Consider the following 17747-nt stretch of genomic DNA (forward strand, 5'->3'; position numbering starts at 1 on the left):
CCCCTGTGCGGTCCGCCGTACGCGACCATGACGGACGCCGAAACCGTCACGATGAGCGGAAGAAGGACCCACGTGCCCGGCAGCGAGAGCGAGAACCCGGCGATCCCCGCGCCCACCCCCACCGAGACCCGGCCCAAGACCAACAGGGACTGGTGGCCGAACCAACTGGACCTGCAGGTACTCCATCAGCATTCGCCCCTGTCCGATCCGATGGACGCGGACTTCGACTACGCGAAGGAGTTCGCGGACCTCGACGTCGACGCGCTGAAGCGGGACGTCATCGCGGTGATGACGGACTCCCAGGACTGGTGGCCCGCCGACTACGGCCACTACGGGCCCCTCTTCATCCGGATGAGCTGGCACGCCGCGGGGACGTACCGCATCGCGGACGGCCGCGGCGGAGGCGGCCAGGGCGCCCAGCGTTTCGCCCCGCTCAACAGCTGGCCGGACAACGCGAGCCTCGACAAGGCGCGCCGGCTCCTCTGGCCGGTCAAGCAGAAGTACGGGCGGAAGATCTCCTGGGCCGATCTGCTGGTCTTCGCCGGCGACTGCGCCATGCAGTCCATGGGGTTCAAGACCTTCGGGTTCGGCTTCGGGCGCCCGGACGTCTGGGAGCCCGAGGAGATCTTCTGGGGCCCCGAGGACACCTGGCTCGGGGACGAGCGCTACAGCGGCGACAGGGAGCTCACCGGCCCCTTCGGCGCCGTGCAGATGGGCCTGATCTACGTCAACCCGGAGGGCCCCAACGGCAACCCGGACCCGATCGCCGCCGCCAGGGACATCCGGGAGACGTTCGGGCGCATGGCGATGAACGACGAGGAGACCGTCGCGCTCATCATCGGCGGCCACACCTTCGGCAAGTGTCACGGCGCGGTCGACCCCGAGTACATCGGCCCGGAGCCCGAGGCCGCCCCCCTGGAGCAGCAGGCCCTCGGCTGGCGGAACTCGTACGGCAGCGGCAAGGGCGCCGACACGCTCACCAGCGGGCTCGAAGGGGCGTGGACGAACGAGCCGACGAAGTGGGACAACGGCTATCTGGAGAACCTGTTCCGGTACGAGTGGGAGCTGACGACGAGCCCCGCCGGCGCCCAGCAGTGGACCCCCAAGGACGCGTCGGCGAAGGACACCGTGCCCGACGCGCACGATCCGTCGAAGCGGCACGCCCCGATGATGCTCACGACGGACCTCGCGCTGCGGATGGACCCGGTCTACGCGCCGATCGCGAAGCGCTTCCACGAGAACCCCGACGAGCTCGCCGACGCGTTCGCCAAGGCCTGGTACAAGCTGCTGCACCGTGACATGGGCCCGCTCTCGCGCTACCTCGGCCCGTGGATCCCCGAGCCGCAGCTCTGGCAGGACCCGGTTCCCGCGGTCGACCACCCGCTGGTCGGGGAGACGGACATCGCCGCCCTCAAGTCCAGGATCCTCGACTCCGGGCTCTCCGTCTCCGAGCTGGTCACCACCGCCTGGGCGTCGGCCGCGAGCTTCCGCGGCACCGACAAGCGCGGCGGTGCCAACGGGGCGCGGATCCGGCTCGCGCCGCAGAAGGACTGGGAGGTCAACGACCTGCCCGAGGTGGCCCGGACGATCGAGACCCTCGACGGGATCCGCGAGGAGTTCACGGGCTCGGGCGGGGCGAGGATCTCGCTCGCGGACCTCATCGTGCTCGGCGGCTGCGCGGCGGTGGAGCGGGCCGCGAAGAACGCCGGGTACGACCTCACGGTCCCGTTCGCGCCGGGCCGCACGGACGCCTCGCAGGAGCAGACCGACGTGGAGGCGTTCGCGGTCCTCGAACCCCGGGCGGACGGCTTCCGCAACTACCTCCGGGCGGGAGAGAAGCTGTCGCCGGAGACCCTTCTGCTCGACCGCGCCAACCTGCTGACGCTGACCGCCCCCGAGATGACGGTGCTCGTCGGCGGCATGCGGGTGCTCGTCGGCGGGTTCGGGCAGTCGCGGCACGGGGCCTTCACCGACCGGCCGGAGACGCTGACCAACGACTTCTTCGTCGGACTCCTGGACATGGGCACGGAGTGGAAGGCCTCGACGACCGACGAGAACGTCTTCGAGGGCCGCGACCGCGCCACGGGCGAGATGCGGTGGACCGCCACCCCCGTCGACCTCGTCTTCGGTTCGCACTCCCAGCTGCGGGCCCTGTCGGAGGTGTACGCGTCCGCGGACGGGGGCGAGAAGTTCGCGCGTGACTTCGTGGCCGCGTGGGACAAGGTGATGAACCTCGACCGGTTCGACCTGCGCTGAGCGCGGCGTGCCCGGCCGGCTCACGGCCGGCCGGGCCTCCCTGCCGCTCCCCGGCGCTACTTGTCGGCGCTCGGGACCTCCAGCGGGTCGTCCGGGGCGCTCTTCCGCTCCTCCTCCATGCGCTCGCCGAGGGCGACGAGGGCCTTGCGCCCCATGGCCTTGCGGACGTCGGGGAACCAGTCCTTCTCCTCCTCCTCGACGTGATGGCGCACGTACTCCATGAGGACCGTCATCTTCGCCCCGAACCGCTCGTCCTCCGGGTCGAGCCCCTTCAGTTCCGAGAGCATCCACAGCACCGTGTGGTGCTCCTCGACGCTCTCCAGGACGTGGTCGGTGGTCTCCGGGGCGGCCTGGCGGGCGGCCGGGTAGAAGACCCGCTCCTCGATCCAGGCGTGGGCGGTCAGCTCGCGGATCACGTCGTCGGCGAGCTCCCGCTTGCGGCGGTGCGCCTCGTCGTCCGCCCGTTCGAACTCCTTGAAGAGCTTCTCCACAGTCTTGTGGTCCTCGCGGAGCAGCACGATGCCGTCCATCGAATTCCTTCCTCGTTCGGGTCGACGTCAGGTCGACGTCAGGTGGTGAGGAGCCGGTTGAAGAACGAGCGGTACTGGCGCAGGGCCGTGCGCAGGTCCTCCGTGTCGACGTCCTCGCCCTCGCTCCACTGGCCTTCCAGGTCCCTCTTGCGGTCGGCGAAGGTGGCGGCGAGCCTCCGGATCACCTCGGTGACCAGCTCGTCGGCCTCGTGCACGGCTCCGCGGGGGTCGTCGACGAACTGGCTCTGTATCTCGTGCCAGCGCGTACGGAACGCCTCGTCGGCCTCGGCGTCGAGGAGGCGCGGCAGCTCTTCCCCGGTGCCGGTCCCCCCATTCGTGCGGGCCCCCGTGTCAGTGCCGGATCCCATGTCAGTGCCGGTCCCCGTGCCAGTACCGGACCCCACATCCGTACCGGTCCCCACATCCCTGCCGGGCCCCGCATCGGCACCAGCCCCCACCTCGGTACCGGACCCCGCCTCACGCAGTTCGGCTCCGCGCCGCTCGGGCTCACGCCTCTCGGCCTCCCGCGGCTCCGCCTCACGCGTGCCGTCGTCGCCGGTGTTCCCCCGTGTGTCCTCGTCGGCGTGCGGGTCGGCCGGGATGTCGGTGCTCTCCCCGGGGTACATGGGCGGTGCGTCGGTCTCGTCGCCCCGTGCCGGTGTGTCGTGCTCGCGTCGCATGGCGCGTCCTCCTGGTCAGCTCCGGCCCTGTCCGGGCGCGTCGCCGTTCGAGAGAAGTTCGTCGAACAGCGCCCGGTAGTGGACCATCGCGCCCCTCAACTGCTCGGTCGTGGCCTGCCGCGAGGAGCTCAGGGCGTTGATCTCGTGCGCCGCCTGATAGTGCTCCAGGGTGCGGCCGTGCTCCACGGAGAGGTCTCGCATCTGCTGCTCGAAGCCCTCCGTGGGATAGCCCCGCTCGCGCATGAGCGAGGTCACCAGCGTGTCCGCGTCGTGCACCGCGCCGTCGGGGCGGTCCACGAACTGCTCCTGCACACTGCTCCACTGCTGGGCGTAGCGCTCCCGCGCCCCGCTCGACAACGGCTTGATGTCCAGGTCCTCGTGGCGCTTCTCCCGCTCCCCGAGGTCGTGCTCGGCGGCCCGCCTGCTCCCGGCGTCCTCGACGGCGCGGTCGTACTCGGGCCCGAAGCGCTCGCGCAGCCGGCGACGGCGCCGCCGGTCCAGGGCGATGGCCAGCACGATCAGCGCGATCACCACCACGACGGGTATGACGATGGCCAGAATCGTTCCTGTCGACATCGGCCTCGCTCCCTCGGCTCTCATCGATATCCACGGCGGCGCCTGCCCAGGCGCGCCGGACTGAAACGGCCGCCGTGGGGCCGGGGGCTGCCTGGTGGTGTCGACACCAGGTGCGGCACACACTCCCTCGGGCCGCCGGGCGCTGCCACTGTCGTCGCCATGACCCAGCACACCACTCTGATCACCGGCGTCACCACGGGGATGGGGCGCGCGCTCGCGCTCGATCTGGCGCCCCGCGGCGGCACCCTCCTCCTGCACGGACGGAACGCCGAGCGGCTTGAGGCCGTGGCCGCCGAGGCCCGGGCCGCGGGGCCCGGCACCACGGTCCGCACCTATCTCGCCGATCTCTCCGACCTGGACCAGGTGGGGGCGATGGCCGCTCGGATCCGGGCGGCGGAGCCGCACCTCGACGGGCTGGTCCACAACGCGGTGGCGGGCGGCGGCGCGCAGCCGCTCACCCGGGAGCTGAGCGGCCAGGGCCATGAACTCCGCTTCGCGGTGAACCACTTGGCGCCGTACGCGCTCACCCGCGCCCTGCTGCCCCTGCTCACCGCCTCGGCTCCGGCTCGGGTCGTCAACGTGGCCTCGATGGGGCAGGAGGCCGTCGACTTCGACGACGTGATGCTGGAGCGGGACTACGAGGGCCTGCGCGCCTACTGCCGGAGCAAGCTGGCCATGATCATGGCGACCTTCGAGCTGGCCGCCGAGCTGAAGGGCACCGGCGTCACGGTGAACGCCCTCCACCCCGCCCACCTGATGGACACGCCCGGCGTCCGCGCCTACGGCCTCGCGCCCGTCACCACCACGGAGGAGGGCGTCCGTCCCACCGTACGGCTGCTCCTGGACCCGGACCTGGCCGCGGTCACCGGCCGTTACTTCGACCGGTTCACCGAGGCGCGCGCCCACGAGCAGGCGTACGACGCCGAGGCGCGCGAGCGGCTGACGAAGCTGACGCACGAGCTGACGGAGCGGGTCTGGCGGGACGCGTGAGGAGGCCCGGCGCCGACGGCGGGGCCTGAGCGCTATCCCGCTGCCGACCGGGCCGCGTTCTCCAGGAGGAGCGCGTGGACGAAGGCCTGGGGGAGGTTGCCGCGGAGACGGCGGCGCCGGACGTCGTACTCCTCGGAGAACAGGCCCGGCGGGCCGACGGCGCTGCGGGTGCGCTCGAACCACCGCGCCGCGGCGACCGGCCGGCCCTCGACGTGGCAGGCGGCCGTCATGAGGAAGCCGCAGAGGAGGAAGGCGCCCTCCGAGTCGCCGAGCCGGGTGGCGTCGTCACCGTGGAAGCGGTAGACGAAGCCGTCCTCGGTGAGCTCCCGTTCCACGGCCCGGCGGGTGGCGGTGAGCATCGGGTCGCCGGGCGGCCAGGTGGAGGAGACCAGCGGCCGCAGCAGGGCGGCGTCGGGGCGCGGGTCGCCGGCGGCGCGCTGCCAGCGCCCCGAGGGGTGGACGCAGCGGCGACGGGTCTCGGCGAGGATCCGGTCCGCGAGGTCCCGCCAGCGGTCGGCGTCGGGCGGACGGATGTCCCTGGCGGCGGCCCGCAGCCCGCACACGGCGGCGAGCCGCGAGTGCGTCCACCACCCCGGCGGCAGTTCCCACAGGCCCGCGTCCCGGCGCGTCCAGTTCTCCTCCAGGGCCGCGACGGCGGTGTGCGCGGCCTTCACTCCGTCCGCGTCGATCCGGTCCTGACGGCCCGCGGCGGCGAGCAGTCCGAGGATCTCGCCGAAGGTGTCGAGCTGGAACTGGCTCCCCGCCCGGTTGCCGACCCGGTCGGCGGCGCCGGGGTAGCCGCTGAGCGGCAGGGTCCGTTCGTCCGGTACGGGCCGTCCGTCGACGCGGTACGCGGGCCGCAGCCGGTCGCCGTCGGCGAGCACGCGCGCGGTGGCGACGCCCACGGCGGCGTCGGTGAGCGGGTGGGGGCCGTGCGCGGCGACGGCGAGGCCCGCGTAGCACTGGTCGCGCAGCCAGGCGTACCGGTAGTCGTAGTCGCGCTCGGAGCCGGCGTGCTCGGGGAGCGAGGTGGTGGCGGCGGCCACCATCGCCCCGGTGCGCGGGTTGGTGAGGCCGGTGAGGACCGCGTACGCCTGGCGGACGTCGCGGGCCGCGGGCAGCGGTGCGCAGTCGGGGATCGCGGCGGTCCAGTGCCGTTCGGTGCTCCGCCAGTCCCGCTCGGGAGGCACGGGGGTGTCGAGGGGGCGGTCGGAGAGCTCCAGGACCAGGTCGTGCCGCTCGCCCTGGGGCAGGGTCAGCCGGGCGGTGAGCTCGCCGTCGGGGTCGACGCGGGCGTCCGTGAGGCCGCGCAGCCGCATCCGCAGCCCGCCGCGGGCGGCTTCCCAGGTGTCGGGGCCGGTGCGGTGCGGCAGCAGGGGCGGGTCCACGCCGTAGCCGCCGCGCACGGCGAGACGCACGGTGACGGCCGCCGTGCCCTCCACGGCGTGGAGGCGGCGCAGCACCGTCGCGCGGTGGGGGTCGGCCGGTGCGGCGAGGGCGTTGCGGCATTCGACGACGCCGTCCTCGAGGGTCCAGTGCCCGGTCCACATGAGCGAGCCGTCGTGGTACGCGCCCTCGGCCACGCGCCACCGTTCCTCCGGACACACCTGGAAGGCGCCCGCGCCGCCGATGAGTTCGGAGAAGACCGCGGGGTCGTCCCAGCCGGGGACGCACAGCCACACGAGGTCCCCGTCGGGGCCGAGGAGCGCGGCGCGTTCGCCGTCGGCGAGGAGCGCGTAGGCGCCGAGCGGTTGGGGCAGGTGCGCGGGGCTCCGCGGGGTCGTGGCGGGCATGGGGTCGTCACCTCCCGGACCTGCCGGGCGGCTACCCCGCCGGCCCGGCGCGTACTCCCGTGGCCCCCGCCGTCCCGTCCGTACTCCGTACCGGTGATCGCCGTGCCCGGCGTCGGCGCGGGGCCCGGCCCCGCCGTGGGGCAGGTGCGGGCGGAGCCGTCACTCCCTTGGACGGCGCACCGCGCCGTGCCGGGCACCACACACGAGACTCGCTTCGAGCGATCCCCTCCCCGCCCGAAGGAAGAGAAGCATGGCCGACAAGCCCACCATCGTCCTGGTCCACGGTTTCTGGGGCGGCGCCGCCCATTGGGCGAACGTCATCGTCGAGCTGAACAAGCGCGGGTACGACAAGATCCACGCCGTCGAGAACCCGCTCACCTCGCTCGCCGACGACGCCGAGCGCACCCGCAAGATGATCAAGCAGGTCGACGGCCCGGTGGTCCTCGTCGGTCACTCGTACGGCGGCGCGGTCATCACCGAGGCGGGCGACCTGCCGAACGTGAAGGCCCTCGTCTACATCGCCGCCTTCGCCCCGGTCGACGGCGAGAGCCCCGGCCGGATCAGCCAGGAGAACCCGCCCGCCGCCATCGAGAACCTCGCCCCCGACTCCGACGGCTACCTCTGGCTCAAGCAGGACAAGTTCCACGAGAGCTTCGCCCAGGACCTCGCCCCCGAGGAGGCCCTCGTCATGGCCGTCACCCAGAAGGCGCCGCTCGCCTCCACCTTCGGCGACAACGTCACCGCGCCGGCCTGGCGCAACAAGCCCGTGTGGTACCAGGTGTCCACCGAGGACCGCATGATCCACCCGAACAGCGAGCGCCGCATGGCCAGGCGCGCGAACGCGCGCAAGGTCGTCGAACTCGACGCCAGTCACGCCTCCCTGGCCTCCCGGCCCGTAGAGGTCGTCGACCTGATCGAGGACGCCGTGAACGGGACCGCGGGCTGACCCGGTCCCCCACCGATGTCGCCGTCGCGCACCCGCGCGGCGGCGGTGCGCGGGCCTGACGGGTGATGTTCGCGCGGGTCGGCGGCGCCCCGGACCGCCGCGCGGCCTCCACCGGCCAATACTCCGGCCATGAGACGACCCCGCACCACGTCCGGACCGCTCCGGTCCCTCCCCCGGTCGCGCCGTGCCGCGGTCACCACCGTCGCCGCGCTCCTCGCCCTCTGCGCCCCCACCGCGGCGGCCGGCGCCCCCACGGCCGACGGCCGCCACCACCGGCCCTGCGTCGGTTCCCGGCTGCCCGACCGCGGCCCGGCGCGCGACGTCCTGCGGATCGCCGAGCGGGCCGAGGCGGAGATGGACCTCAAGTCCGTGATCCTGCGGGTCACCGTCGAGGGCCGCGAGGTCGTCACCACCGCGCTCGGCGAGTCGATGACGGGCGTTCCGGCCACGCCCGCCATGCACTTCCGGAACGGGAACATCGCGATCAGCTACATGGGCACGGCGCTGCTGCGGCTGGTCGACCGGGGCGTGGTGCGCCTCGACGACCCCGTCGCACGCTGGCTGCCGGGCCTCAAGGACGGCGACAGGATCACCCTGCGGATGCTGGCCGCCTCCACCACCGGTCTCGTCGACTACGTCCGGCTGCCGGAGTTCCAGCGGGCCGTCTCCGCGAACCCGTTCCGCCAGTGGACGGCCGACGAGCTCGTACGGCTGTCGACGAGCAAGGAGCGCTGGTACGAGCCGGGCACCAACTGGAGCTACTCGCACGCCAACTTCGTCCTCCTGGGCGCCGCCCTGGAGAAGATCACCGGCACGCGCCTCGACGTCCTGCTCCGGCATGAGGTCCTGGGCCCGCTCGGACTGCGCGAGACCCGCAACAGCTTCACGCCCGACATCCCGGCGCCCGTCCTGCACGCCTTCACGTCCGACCGCGGGACGTACGAGGAGTCGACGTTCTGGAACCCGTCGTGGACCACCGCGCCGGGCGCGGTGGAGACCACCGACATCTGCGACCTGGCGAGCTCGGCCGTCGGCATCGGCTCGGGCCGGCTGCTCTCGCCGTCGTCCTACCGGGAGCTGCTGAACCCGGGGACGGTCGGCCTGGGGCACGCCACCGCGAAGTGCCCGGCGACGGTCTGCCTCGCGCAGACGGAGGCCACCCACGACGGCCTGGGGCTGCTCGTGCTCGGCGACTGGGTGTCCCAGCACCCGTTGTTCTTCGGGTACTCGGCGTCCCAGGCGTACCTGCCGTCCGAGCGGCTGGCCATCGCGGTCTCGACCACGAACGGCCCGAACGCCCCGGACGGCCACTCGGCCCACACGATCGCCCAACGGATCGCGGCCGCCCTGGCCCCGGCCCACCCCATCCCCGACTTCGGCTGACGGTCGCCTCGGACCGCCGCCTCGGACCGCCGCCTCAGACCGCCGCCGGGTCCGCGTCCCGCGTGTGCTCGGCGGCCTCGGCGGCGGTGTAGGAGGAGGCGAAGGTGAAGGCGCGCGGGGACGGGCCGTGCGCCCGCAGGTCCGCCAGCCGTTCGACGGCCTCGTCGACGGTCGGGACGTGTCCGGCGGGGACCCACCAGAGCACCAGGTGCGCCTCGACGTGCCGGTGGAACCAGTCACGGCGCTTCCGCATGACCTCCAGGTGCCCGCTGCGGTAGGCGAAGTCCCACAGGGCCTCCTGGGTCTCCCAGACCGAGAGGTTGACGATGACGTCGTCGCCCAGCGGGCGCAGACCGGTGGCGTCGGCCTCCCCCTCGCCCACGAGCCGCCACACGAAGCCGGGGGCCTCGTCGGCGGCGGCGTTGACCGGGTCGAGCATCTCGACGAACGGCGCCACGCGCGGGTCGTCGAGGGGGTGGAGGAGCCGGGAGACGTTGAGCTGGGCGAGGTGGGCGGAGTGCCGGGGCGTGGTCATGGCCTCATCCCAGCACGCACCACTTTTCTATGTCAATCACCATTGTCTTTAGAAGCTTCGACCACCACGCAGCACTCCCCCGGCCGGGCGTCCATACGGGCGCGGACGGGGCCGTCCGTGCCGAGCAGCCCTTCGAGGAGCGCGAGGTTCATGCCGCAGACGAGGGGCGGAAAGCTCTCGGCGACGGCGTGGAAGGGGCAGTTGCGCATCCGGACCACCCCCATGGCCTCCCCCTCGCCGCCCTCCCGGTACGGCTCGTAGCCGCGCGCCGCCAGCGCCTCCAGGGCCTCTTCGAGGCCCCCGCAGGGTCCCGCCGGGCCGCGCAGGGCCTCGCCCCGGCGGCGCGCCGCCGCGCAGAGGCCGGCGTCGAGCCCGGCCTGTTCGGCGGCCTCGGCGAGCAGCTCGGCGGCGGTGCGGTAGTCGCGGGCGGGCAGCGACACCGACCGTTCGCCACGCGCCCGCGTGTACACCTTGGCGGGGCGGCCGGCCCCCGGCCCCGACCGTCCCGACAGCCGGCGACTGCCGCTCTCCAGCAGCCCGGCCCCGGTCAGCTTGTCCAGATGGTGCGCGGCGAGGGTCCGTGCCACCCCGGTCGCCTCGGCGGCCTCGTTGCGGCTGACCTCGCGGCCCTGCGCCACCACGTACTCGTACAGGCGGCGCCGCACAGGATCCTGCAGCACCGCGATCGCGTCGATGTCCTCCACGGGACCATTCTAGGAACAACGCGGATTGGCGATAGAGAGTACGCTTGCCGGCGCTGGGACCGCCGGAGGACCGGGAGCGTGTGGTGACGGAAGCGACGGAGCCGGAGGCGCGGCCGCGCGTGCGCAGGCAGCCGCAGCAGGCGCGCAGCCGGGCCCGGGTCGAGGCCATCCTCGGCGCGGCCGACCGGATCCTCTCCCAGGAGGGGTACGAGGCGCTGACGATGCGGCGGATCGCCGAGGAGGCGGGCGTGCCGGTCGGCAGCATCTACCAGTTCCTTCCCGACAAGGGCGCGGTGGTGGACGCGCTCGGCCGGCGCTACCTGGAGGCCTTCGGGACGGCCGTCGACGAGCTCGTCGAGCGGGCCCTCGCGGGCGAACTGACCGACCTGGTGGGCACGATGGTCGACGTCTGCGCCGAGCTGTTCCGGTCGCAGCCGGGCGGCATGGCTCTGTGGGCCGGCAGGCACCTCAGTCCCGAGCTCGCCCGCGCCGACGAGGCGAGCAACGCGCTCATCGCCGAGGGCCTGCGGCGCATCGTCGAGCACCTGACCGGCGGGTCCGGCGGCGAGCGGGCGCGACGGGCGACGCGGATGGCGGTGTGGGCCGCCAACGCCGTGCTGCACGAGGTGTTCAAGGGCGACGGCGAGCCGGACCTGGAGACCGTGGACGAGCTGAAGCGGATGCTGCACTGCTACTGGGAGGACCTGCGCGGCCGACTGACGGCCGAGGAGGGGTGAGGCCGGGGGCGAGGGATCCGTCCCGTCACGACCATAGAACGTGAACGCGCGTTCATGTTACGGTGCGGCCCACCTCGGACGGCAAGCCGGCAGCGAAGGCAGGTGCCCGTGACAAGCAGCCCCACCGATCCCACCCGAATCCCCCGGCTCCCGGCCGGCTTCGCCTGGGGCGCCTCCACCGCCGCGTACCAGATCGAGGGGGCGGCCGACGAGGACGGCAAGGGGCCGTCGATCTGGGACACCTTCGTGCGGCGCCCCGGGGCCGTCCGCGACGGCCACACCGGCGACGTGGCCTGCGACCACTACCGCCGGTTCGACGAGGACGTGGCGCTGATGCGCCGGCTCGGGCTCGACGCGTACCGCTTCTCCGTCTCCTGGCCGCGCGTCCTGCCGACCGGCGCGGGCAAGGTGGAGCCGCGGGGCCTCGACTTCTACGACCGGCTGGTCGACGCGCTGCTCGGCGCCGGGATCGCGCCCACCCCCACCCTCTTCCACTGGGACCTGCCGCAGGCCCTGGAGGACGGGGGCGGATGGCTGAACCGGGAGACCGCGCACCGGTTCGCCGAGTACGCGGCGGTGACGGCGGACCGGCTCGGCGACCGGGTGAAGCGGTGGATCACCCTGAACGAGCCCTTCGTGCACATGTCCTTCGGCTACGGCTTCGGCGTGCACGCCCCGGGCCGCGCCCTGCTCCTCGACGCCCTGCCCGTCGCGCACCACCAGCTGCTCGGCCACGGCCTCGCGACCGCGGCGCTGCGGGCCGCCGTCCCGGACGCCTCGGTCCTGATCGCCCACAACTGCACGCCCGTGCGGCTGCGCACGGACGCCCGGTCGGACGCGGACGCCGCGGCGGCCTCGGCGTACGACGTCCTGCACAACCGTCTCTTCAACGACCCCGTCCTTCTCGGGAGTTACCCCGACCTCTCGGCCTACGGCATGAGCGACCCGGGCTGGGGAGGAGTGGTGCGGGACGGCGACCTCGCCACCATCGCCGCGCCGCTCGACGGACTGGGCGTCAACTACTACAACCCGACCTGGGTGACCGCCCCGGCCGATCCGGCAGGGGGCCTGCCCTTCGACCTGACCGAGCCTCAGGAGCCGTACGGGCGCACCGCGTTCGGCTGGCCGGTCGTCCCCGACGGGCTCACGGAGCTGCTCACCGGTCTCGAGGAGCGTTACGGCGACGCCCTTCCGCCGGTGTGGATCACCGAGAACGGCTGCTCGCAGCCGGCCGGCACGGACGACCGGGAGCGGATCGACTACCTCTCCGGGCACCTCGCCGCCGTCGCGGACGCCGTGGCCCGAGGGGTGGACGTGCGCGGCTACTTCACCTGGTCGCTGCTCGACAACTTCGAGTGGGCCGAGGGCTACCACCAGCGTTTCGGGCTCGTCGAGGTCGACTTCGCCACCGGACGCCGCACGCCCCGGGCGAGCTTCGCGTGGTACCGCGACCTGATCGCCTCCCAGCGGGGCCGAACGTCCTCATGACCCAGGCCCGCGCAGAGGGCGCGGCGGACGGGGCCGGCCACGCCGCCGTCCTCGCCGAGCCCACCGTCCCGGTCGGGGCCGGGTGGACAGCGGGCCTCTCGCTGGCCACCCTCGCCGTCTTCATGGCGTTCATGACGCCCATCCAGATCCTGCTGCCGCTCCAGCTGGAGCACATCGACCCGCACGACAAGAACGCCGCGCTGTCGCTCGTCACCGGCCTCGGCGCGCTCGTCGCCGTCCTCGCCAATCCGCTCGCCGGAGCGTGGTCGGACCGGACCACGAGCCGGTTCGGCCGCCGCCGGCCCTGGATCCTCGGCGGCGCCCTCGTCGGGGCGGCGGGGCTCGCGGTCACCGCCGCCCAGCACACCGTGGCGGGGGTCGCCGTCGGCTGGTGCCTCGCGCAGGCGGGTCTCAACGCGATGCTGGCCGGTGTCAGCACCCCGATCGCCGACCGGGTGCCGCTCGCCCAGCGCGCGCAGGTCTCCGGCTGGACGGGCCTCACGCAGTCCGTCGGCCTGGTCCTGGGCGCGCTGATCACCACCCTCCTCGTCACCGGCGTCCGGTCCGGTTACGTCACGATCGCCCTGCTCACCGTCGTGCTCGCCCTCCCCTTCGTGCTGCGCCAGACCGAGCCGGCCCTCCCCCGGGCGCTGCGCCCCGCCTTCGACGCCCGCGCCTTCGCCCGCTCCTTCCGGCCGAGTCCCCGGCGGCATCCCGACTTCGGCTGGGCGTGGCTCACCCGGTTCCTGATCAACCTCGGCAACGCCCTCGGGACCCTCTACCTGTTCTACTTCCTCGCCGACGCCGTCCACTACGACGACCCCGGCACCGGGGTGCTGATCCTCACGGTGGTCTACACCCTCTGCGCCGCTCTCACGGCCGTCCCCGTGGGCGTGCTGTCCGACCGCTCCGGCCGCCGCAAGGGCTTCGTCGTCCTCTGTTCGCTGGTCATGGCCGCCGCCGCGCTGCTGCTCGCCCTGCTCCACACCTGGCCGTCCGCGCTCGTCGCCGCGGCCGTCCTCGGCGCGGGGTACGGCGTCTACCTCGCCGTCGACCAGGCCCTGGTCACCCAGGTCCTGCCCGAGGCGGCCGACCGGGCCAAGGACCTCGGCGTCATCAACATCGCCAATTCGGGCCCCCAGGTCCTCGCCCCCGCCCTCGCCTCGCCGGTCATCGCCCACCTCGGCGGCTACACCGGCCTGTACGCGGCCGCGGCCCTGGTCATCCTCCTCGGAGGCCTCCTCGTCGGCCGCGTCCGGGGCGTGGCCTGACACCGCCCGGCGGGGCCGGACCGCGTCCCAACTGCTGAAATTGTTCATTCAGAGTATTGATCCCTGTTGGCCTCTATGCGAGATTCGGCGCACCGCAGTGCCGGTCGACGGCCGCGGTCCGTCCGGATCCACAGGAATCGCTGCCGGGAGAGGTCTCCAACATGCCGGTCCAACACACCCCCGGGGAACGACTCGCGATGGAGAGGCGCACCATCGAGGTCATCCCCGACGCCGAGCGCCACGGCACGCCGCGCAGCCAGTTCACGCTGTGGTTCGGCGCCAACATGCAGATCACCGCGATCGTCGACGGCGCCCTGTCCGTCGTCTTCGGCGCCGACGCGCTCTGGGCGATACCGGCGCTGCTGATCGGCAACGTGCTCGGCGGCATCGTCATGGCGCTGCACTCCGCGCAGGGCCCGCGCCTCGGCGTTCCGCAGATGATCTCCAGCCGCGCGCAGTTCGGCGTCCACGGCGCGGTCCTGCCGCTGCTCCTCGTCATCCTCATGTACCTCGGCTTCGCCGCGACCGGCAGCGTGCTGGCCGGCCAGGCCCTGTCCGAGCTGCTGCACATCGACGACGCCCGGGTCGGCATCCTCGTCTTCGGCGTGCTGACCGCCGTGGTCGCCGTCACCGGCTACCGGCTCATCCACGCCGCCGGGCGGGTCGCCACCGTCGTCGGCGTGCTCGGCCTCGGCTACCTCCTCGTGCGGGTGTTCACCCAGTACGACGTCGGCGCGCACGTCGGGAACAAGGGCTTCGAGGTGGCGACCTTCCTGCTCGCCGTCGGGCTCGGCGCCGGCTGGCAGCTGACCTTCGGCCCGTACGTCGCCGACTACTCGCGCTATCTGCCGCGCGACACCAGCACGCGCGCGACGTTCTGGTCCACGTTCGCCGGTTCCGTGATCGGCTCCCAGTGGGCCATGACCCTCGGGGCGCTCACCGCGGCCGTCGCGGGCAAGGCCTTCCTCCCCGACCAGGTGGGGTTCCTCGGCGACCTGGCCGGGCCGGCGGCCCTCGCCTTCCTCATCTACCTGGTGATCGTGGTCGGCAAGCTGACCGTCAACTGCCTCAACGCGTACGGCGGCTTCATGTCGATCCTGACGACCGTCACCGCCTTCGACGGCCGCTCGCGGATCTCGGCCGCCGCCCGCGCCGCCTACATCGTCGGCTTCACCGCCGTGTCGATCGGCATCGCGCTGGCCGCCAGCGCCGACTTCCTGAACAACTTCAAGAACTTCGTGCTGCTGATCCTGATGGTGTTCACCCCGTGGAGCGCGATCAACCTGGTCGACTACTACCTGGTGTCCCGCGAGCGCGTCGACATCCCCGCCCTGTACGACCCGGACGGCCGCTACGGACGCTGGAACGTCACCGCGCTGACCTGCTACGTCGTGGGCGTCGCCGTGCAGATCCCGTTCCTGGCCACGAAGCTGTACACCGGCGCGATCACCAAGAGGCTCGACGGCGCCGACATCTCGTGGATCGTCGGCCTGACCGTCACCGCGGCGCTGTACTGGCTGTGGGTGCGGCGCACCGCCGACCCGCCCGCCGAGACCGTGCACCCGGCCGCCCTCGACGACGGCGACCGGTCGACGGCTCCCGTCGGCTGACCCGTACTCACCCCACCGGCACGACATCCGCCCACAGGGCGGCGGCGTCGGGCGAGAGCGGCGTGACCGCTCGGCCCGGCGCCTCGTCGTCCCCGTCCCACCACACGCCCTGTCCCGCGGTCAGCGGGCTCTCCCCGGCGCCCGTACGCCACTGGCCGCGCAGCACGTGGAAGACCCCGGCGTGGCCGCCGGCCGGCACGACGGGCCCGGTGACCCGCTCCACCCGGGCCACGGCACGGTCGCGCCGCACCATGATGTTGAGGACCCGGCACGCGCCGCCCCGCAGCTCGGCAGCCAACTCCAGGTCACCGGAGAACGCGAGGGGCTCCTCCGCGCGCGCCGTCCGGTCGAACACCCCGGGGGCCGTCAGCCGCACCCCGTCGCCCGCCAGGAGGGTCAGCGTCCGGTCGACCCCGGGAAACGCCGAGAACGGCCCGTCCCGGTCGATGTCGGCGACGCTCGCACGCCACCGGAACTCCTCGGCACCCACCGGCCACGAGGCGATCTCCCGAGTGGCACCCCCGCCGTTGCGCCACCGGCCCGCCGTCAGCGTCTCGACATCGAAGCGGTGCATGGGGGCTCCTGGGCTGCGTGCGGTACGGGTGCGGATCACCCGCGCGGCCAACAATAGAGGGGCCGTTCTGCAGAGGGGCCGTTCCGCACCGCCTACGCCTCGCGGGGCGCGGCCGGCTCCTCGGGCCGGGGGTGCCGCGCGAACCAGCGGGCGACGGGCTCCGCGGTCACACCGTGCAGAAGGACGCTGAGCAGGACGGTCGCGGCCGTCGCGTTGACGACGAAGCCCGCCTCCTCGCCCGGGAGCTGGGAGAAGGCGAGGACCGCGAAGACGATCGAGGTGACACCGCGCGGGCCGAGCCAGCCGATCGCGGCGCGCTCGGACCGGCTGAACGCCGTTCCGGTGAGCGAGGCGACCACGGGGACGAAACGGGCCACGACGAGCACGAGGAGCGCGTAGACGACGAACCGGAGGACATGGCCGCCGGTGAACGCCTCCGTCGTCACCGCACCGAAGGCGTACCAGGCGGCCAGGGCCAGCAGATGGCTGACGTCGTACACCAGGTCGAGGGAATCGCCGCCGATCGCGGGCACGGCGCTCGTGTACCAGAGGCCCGCGACGAACGCCGCGACGAAGCCGTTGCCGTCGACGAGGACGGAGGCCGCGTAGGTCAGGAAGGGCAGGGCGAGACCGGCCAGGCGCAGGCTCGCGGGCTCGGCCCAGCCGGACGCCAGGGACCACCGCACCGCCCGGGAGGCCAGGAGTCCCAGGACCGAGCCGACGGTCGCCGCCAGCACCGCGCCCTTGAGGGCGTTCAGGACGAGGTCACCGAACGTGTCGCCCTCGGCTGAGACGAGATTGGCGAGGCAGAACACGAAGAGCGGCGAGATCAGCCCGTCGTTGAAGCCGCCCTCGATGTTGAGCGCCGCACGCACCCGCAGGGGCAGCCGCTCGTCGCGCAGCAGCATCAGGACCGGGGCGAGGTCCATGGGCATGACGACGAGGGCCACGACGGCGAGCAGCCACCAGTTCGTGCCCGGGAAGACGAGGGCGCCGAACAGCATGGCGAGGACGAGGGACGCCGGCAGGGCCAGCCCGAGCAGCCGCACCCCGCCCACCGGCCCGCGCAGCCGCGCGTAGTCCCGGGCCTCGGTGGCGTCCGTGAAGAGCATGACGGCCAGGACGAGTTCGACGGCCCGCTGGAAGGTGTGGGTGTCCACGTCGAGCGGCACGACCGCGTGGTCACCGCCGCTGAGCAGGATGCCGGCCGCGGCGAAGGTGATCGGAGCGGTGATGCTCCACCGCGGCAGCCGGTCCGAGACGAGCACCCACAGGAACAGCAGGGTGAGCAGGACGAAGAGAGCGATCACGGTGCCACATCCTGACAGACGACCCGAAAGTATCGGAACCGGACACCCCCGCCCGCGCCCCTGCACACCGGTGCGGCGATCCACGTCTCCGCGCCGCGCGAGGGTTTCTCGATCCTGAAACACAGGAGACGTTGTCCGCCGACGAACCGGACTGTTATCAAAGACCCATGACCGAGAACACGCCGATGACCCGCAGGATCCACGTGGATCTCCTGCGCGTCGGCGCGTCCTCCTGTCCGTCGGTCTGACCGGCGCGCCGCTCGGCGGATCCGCGCCCCGACCGTTGCGCATCGCGCAGCGCCCTCCCCGCACCTTCGTGCCCCGTGTCCCGCTCTGCCCGCGTACGGTCCGCCGCGGTCGCGTC

At 73.1% G+C, this 17747-nt stretch carries 16 protein-coding genes; 8 read left to right on the forward strand and 8 right to left on the reverse strand.

Translation table 11 applies throughout. From position 1 onward, the window contains the following. Positions 1 to 72: 72 nt before the first annotated feature. Positions 73 to 2256 carry a catalase/peroxidase HPI gene (gene katG, locus BLW86_RS05860; RefSeq protein ID WP_093873023.1) on the forward strand — a complete coding sequence of 728 codons (2184 nt, stop codon included), beginning with the start codon at positions 73 to 75 and terminating at the stop codon, positions 2254 to 2256. A 56-nt stretch (positions 2257 to 2312) separates the two neighbouring features. On the opposite strand, the gene BLW86_RS05865 is transcribed toward katG, so the two are convergent. The 3 genes from BLW86_RS05865 to BLW86_RS05875 all read right to left on the reverse strand — a co-directional run bounded on the left by BLW86_RS05865 (position 2313) and on the right by BLW86_RS05875 (position 4042). Next, entirely contained in the window at positions 2313 to 2786 is a 474-nt protein-coding gene (locus tag BLW86_RS05865) for a hemerythrin domain-containing protein (protein WP_093873024.1), read from the reverse strand. A 38-nt stretch (positions 2787 to 2824) separates the two neighbouring features. Next, complete coding sequence (locus tag BLW86_RS05870) at positions 2825 to 3154, reverse strand: hypothetical protein (protein WP_177181570.1); 330 nt, start codon at positions 3152 to 3154, stop codon at positions 2825 to 2827. A 327-nt stretch (positions 3155 to 3481) separates the two neighbouring features. Further along, positions 3482 to 4042, reverse strand: coding sequence for a hypothetical protein (locus tag BLW86_RS05875; RefSeq protein ID WP_093873025.1), 561 nt, complete (start codon positions 4040 to 4042; stop codon positions 3482 to 3484). A 159-nt stretch (positions 4043 to 4201) separates the two neighbouring features. Here BLW86_RS05875 and BLW86_RS05880 point away from each other — a divergent pair, with 159 nt between their 5' ends. After that, positions 4202 to 5032: an SDR family NAD(P)-dependent oxidoreductase gene (locus tag BLW86_RS05880; protein ID WP_093873026.1), complete on the forward strand. Its 831-nt coding sequence runs from the start codon at positions 4202 to 4204 to the stop codon at positions 5030 to 5032. 32 nt (positions 5033 to 5064) lie between these two features. Here BLW86_RS05880 and BLW86_RS05885 read toward each other — a convergent pair whose 3' ends face one another. Continuing rightward, on the reverse strand, positions 5065 to 6825 hold the full coding sequence (locus BLW86_RS05885; RefSeq protein ID WP_093873027.1) for a glycoside hydrolase family 15 protein: 1761 nt from the start codon (positions 6823 to 6825) through the stop codon (positions 5065 to 5067). A 250-nt stretch (positions 6826 to 7075) separates the two neighbouring features. Between BLW86_RS05885 and BLW86_RS05890 the strand changes: the two genes are divergently transcribed. Both BLW86_RS05890 and BLW86_RS05895 read left to right on the forward strand, forming a co-directional pair. Then, positions 7076 to 7771, forward strand: coding sequence for an alpha/beta hydrolase (locus BLW86_RS05890; protein ID WP_093873028.1), 696 nt, complete (start codon positions 7076 to 7078; stop codon positions 7769 to 7771). 129 nt (positions 7772 to 7900) lie between these two features. Further along, complete coding sequence (locus tag BLW86_RS05895; RefSeq protein ID WP_093873029.1) at positions 7901 to 9154, forward strand: serine hydrolase domain-containing protein; 1254 nt, start codon at positions 7901 to 7903, stop codon at positions 9152 to 9154. A 34-nt stretch (positions 9155 to 9188) separates the two neighbouring features. Here BLW86_RS05895 and BLW86_RS05900 read toward each other — a convergent pair whose 3' ends face one another. Next, positions 9189 to 9689 carry a DUF3291 domain-containing protein gene (locus tag BLW86_RS05900; protein WP_093873030.1) on the reverse strand — a complete coding sequence of 167 codons (501 nt, stop codon included), beginning with the start codon at positions 9687 to 9689 and terminating at the stop codon, positions 9189 to 9191. A 32-nt stretch (positions 9690 to 9721) separates the two neighbouring features. Further along, entirely contained in the window at positions 9722 to 10393 is a 672-nt protein-coding gene (locus tag BLW86_RS05905) for a helix-turn-helix transcriptional regulator (RefSeq protein ID WP_093873031.1), read from the reverse strand. A gap of 83 nt (positions 10394 to 10476) precedes the next feature. Between BLW86_RS05905 and BLW86_RS05910 the strand changes: the two genes are divergently transcribed. From BLW86_RS05910 to BLW86_RS05925, 4 genes are all read left to right on the forward strand, one after another. Further along, positions 10477 to 11130: a TetR/AcrR family transcriptional regulator gene (locus tag BLW86_RS05910; protein WP_177181571.1), complete on the forward strand. Its 654-nt coding sequence runs from the start codon at positions 10477 to 10479 to the stop codon at positions 11128 to 11130. Positions 11131 to 11232: 102 nt separating this feature from the next. After that, positions 11233 to 12618, forward strand: coding sequence for a GH1 family beta-glucosidase (locus tag BLW86_RS05915; protein WP_256341233.1), 1386 nt, complete (start codon positions 11233 to 11235; stop codon positions 12616 to 12618). Then, on the forward strand, positions 12615 to 13889 hold the full coding sequence (locus BLW86_RS05920; RefSeq protein WP_093873034.1) for an MFS transporter: 1275 nt from the start codon (positions 12615 to 12617) through the stop codon (positions 13887 to 13889). Before BLW86_RS05915 ends, BLW86_RS05920 begins: the two co-directional genes overlap by 4 nt. A 161-nt stretch (positions 13890 to 14050) precedes the next feature. After that, complete coding sequence (locus BLW86_RS05925) at positions 14051 to 15499, forward strand: purine-cytosine permease family protein (RefSeq protein WP_093873035.1); 1449 nt, start codon at positions 14051 to 14053, stop codon at positions 15497 to 15499. 7 nt (positions 15500 to 15506) lie between these two features. Here the strand turns inward: BLW86_RS05925 and BLW86_RS05930 are convergent, their stop codons facing one another. Together BLW86_RS05930 and BLW86_RS05935 are read right to left on the reverse strand one after the other, a co-directional pair. Further along, positions 15507 to 16073 carry a HutD/Ves family protein gene (locus BLW86_RS05930; RefSeq protein WP_093873036.1) on the reverse strand — a complete coding sequence of 189 codons (567 nt, stop codon included), beginning with the start codon at positions 16071 to 16073 and terminating at the stop codon, positions 15507 to 15509. A gap of 92 nt (positions 16074 to 16165) precedes the next feature. Then, the gene (locus tag BLW86_RS05935; protein ID WP_093873037.1) at positions 16166 to 17383 is read right to left on the reverse strand and encodes a cation:proton antiporter domain-containing protein; all 1218 of its coding nucleotides are present in this window, start codon (positions 17381 to 17383) and stop codon (positions 16166 to 16168) included. Positions 17384 to 17747: the final 364 nt, after the last annotated feature.

The sequence above is a fragment of the Streptomyces sp. TLI_105 genome (assembly GCF_900105415.1).
Taxonomy (GTDB): Bacteria; Actinomycetota; Actinomycetes; order Streptomycetales; family Streptomycetaceae; genus Streptomyces.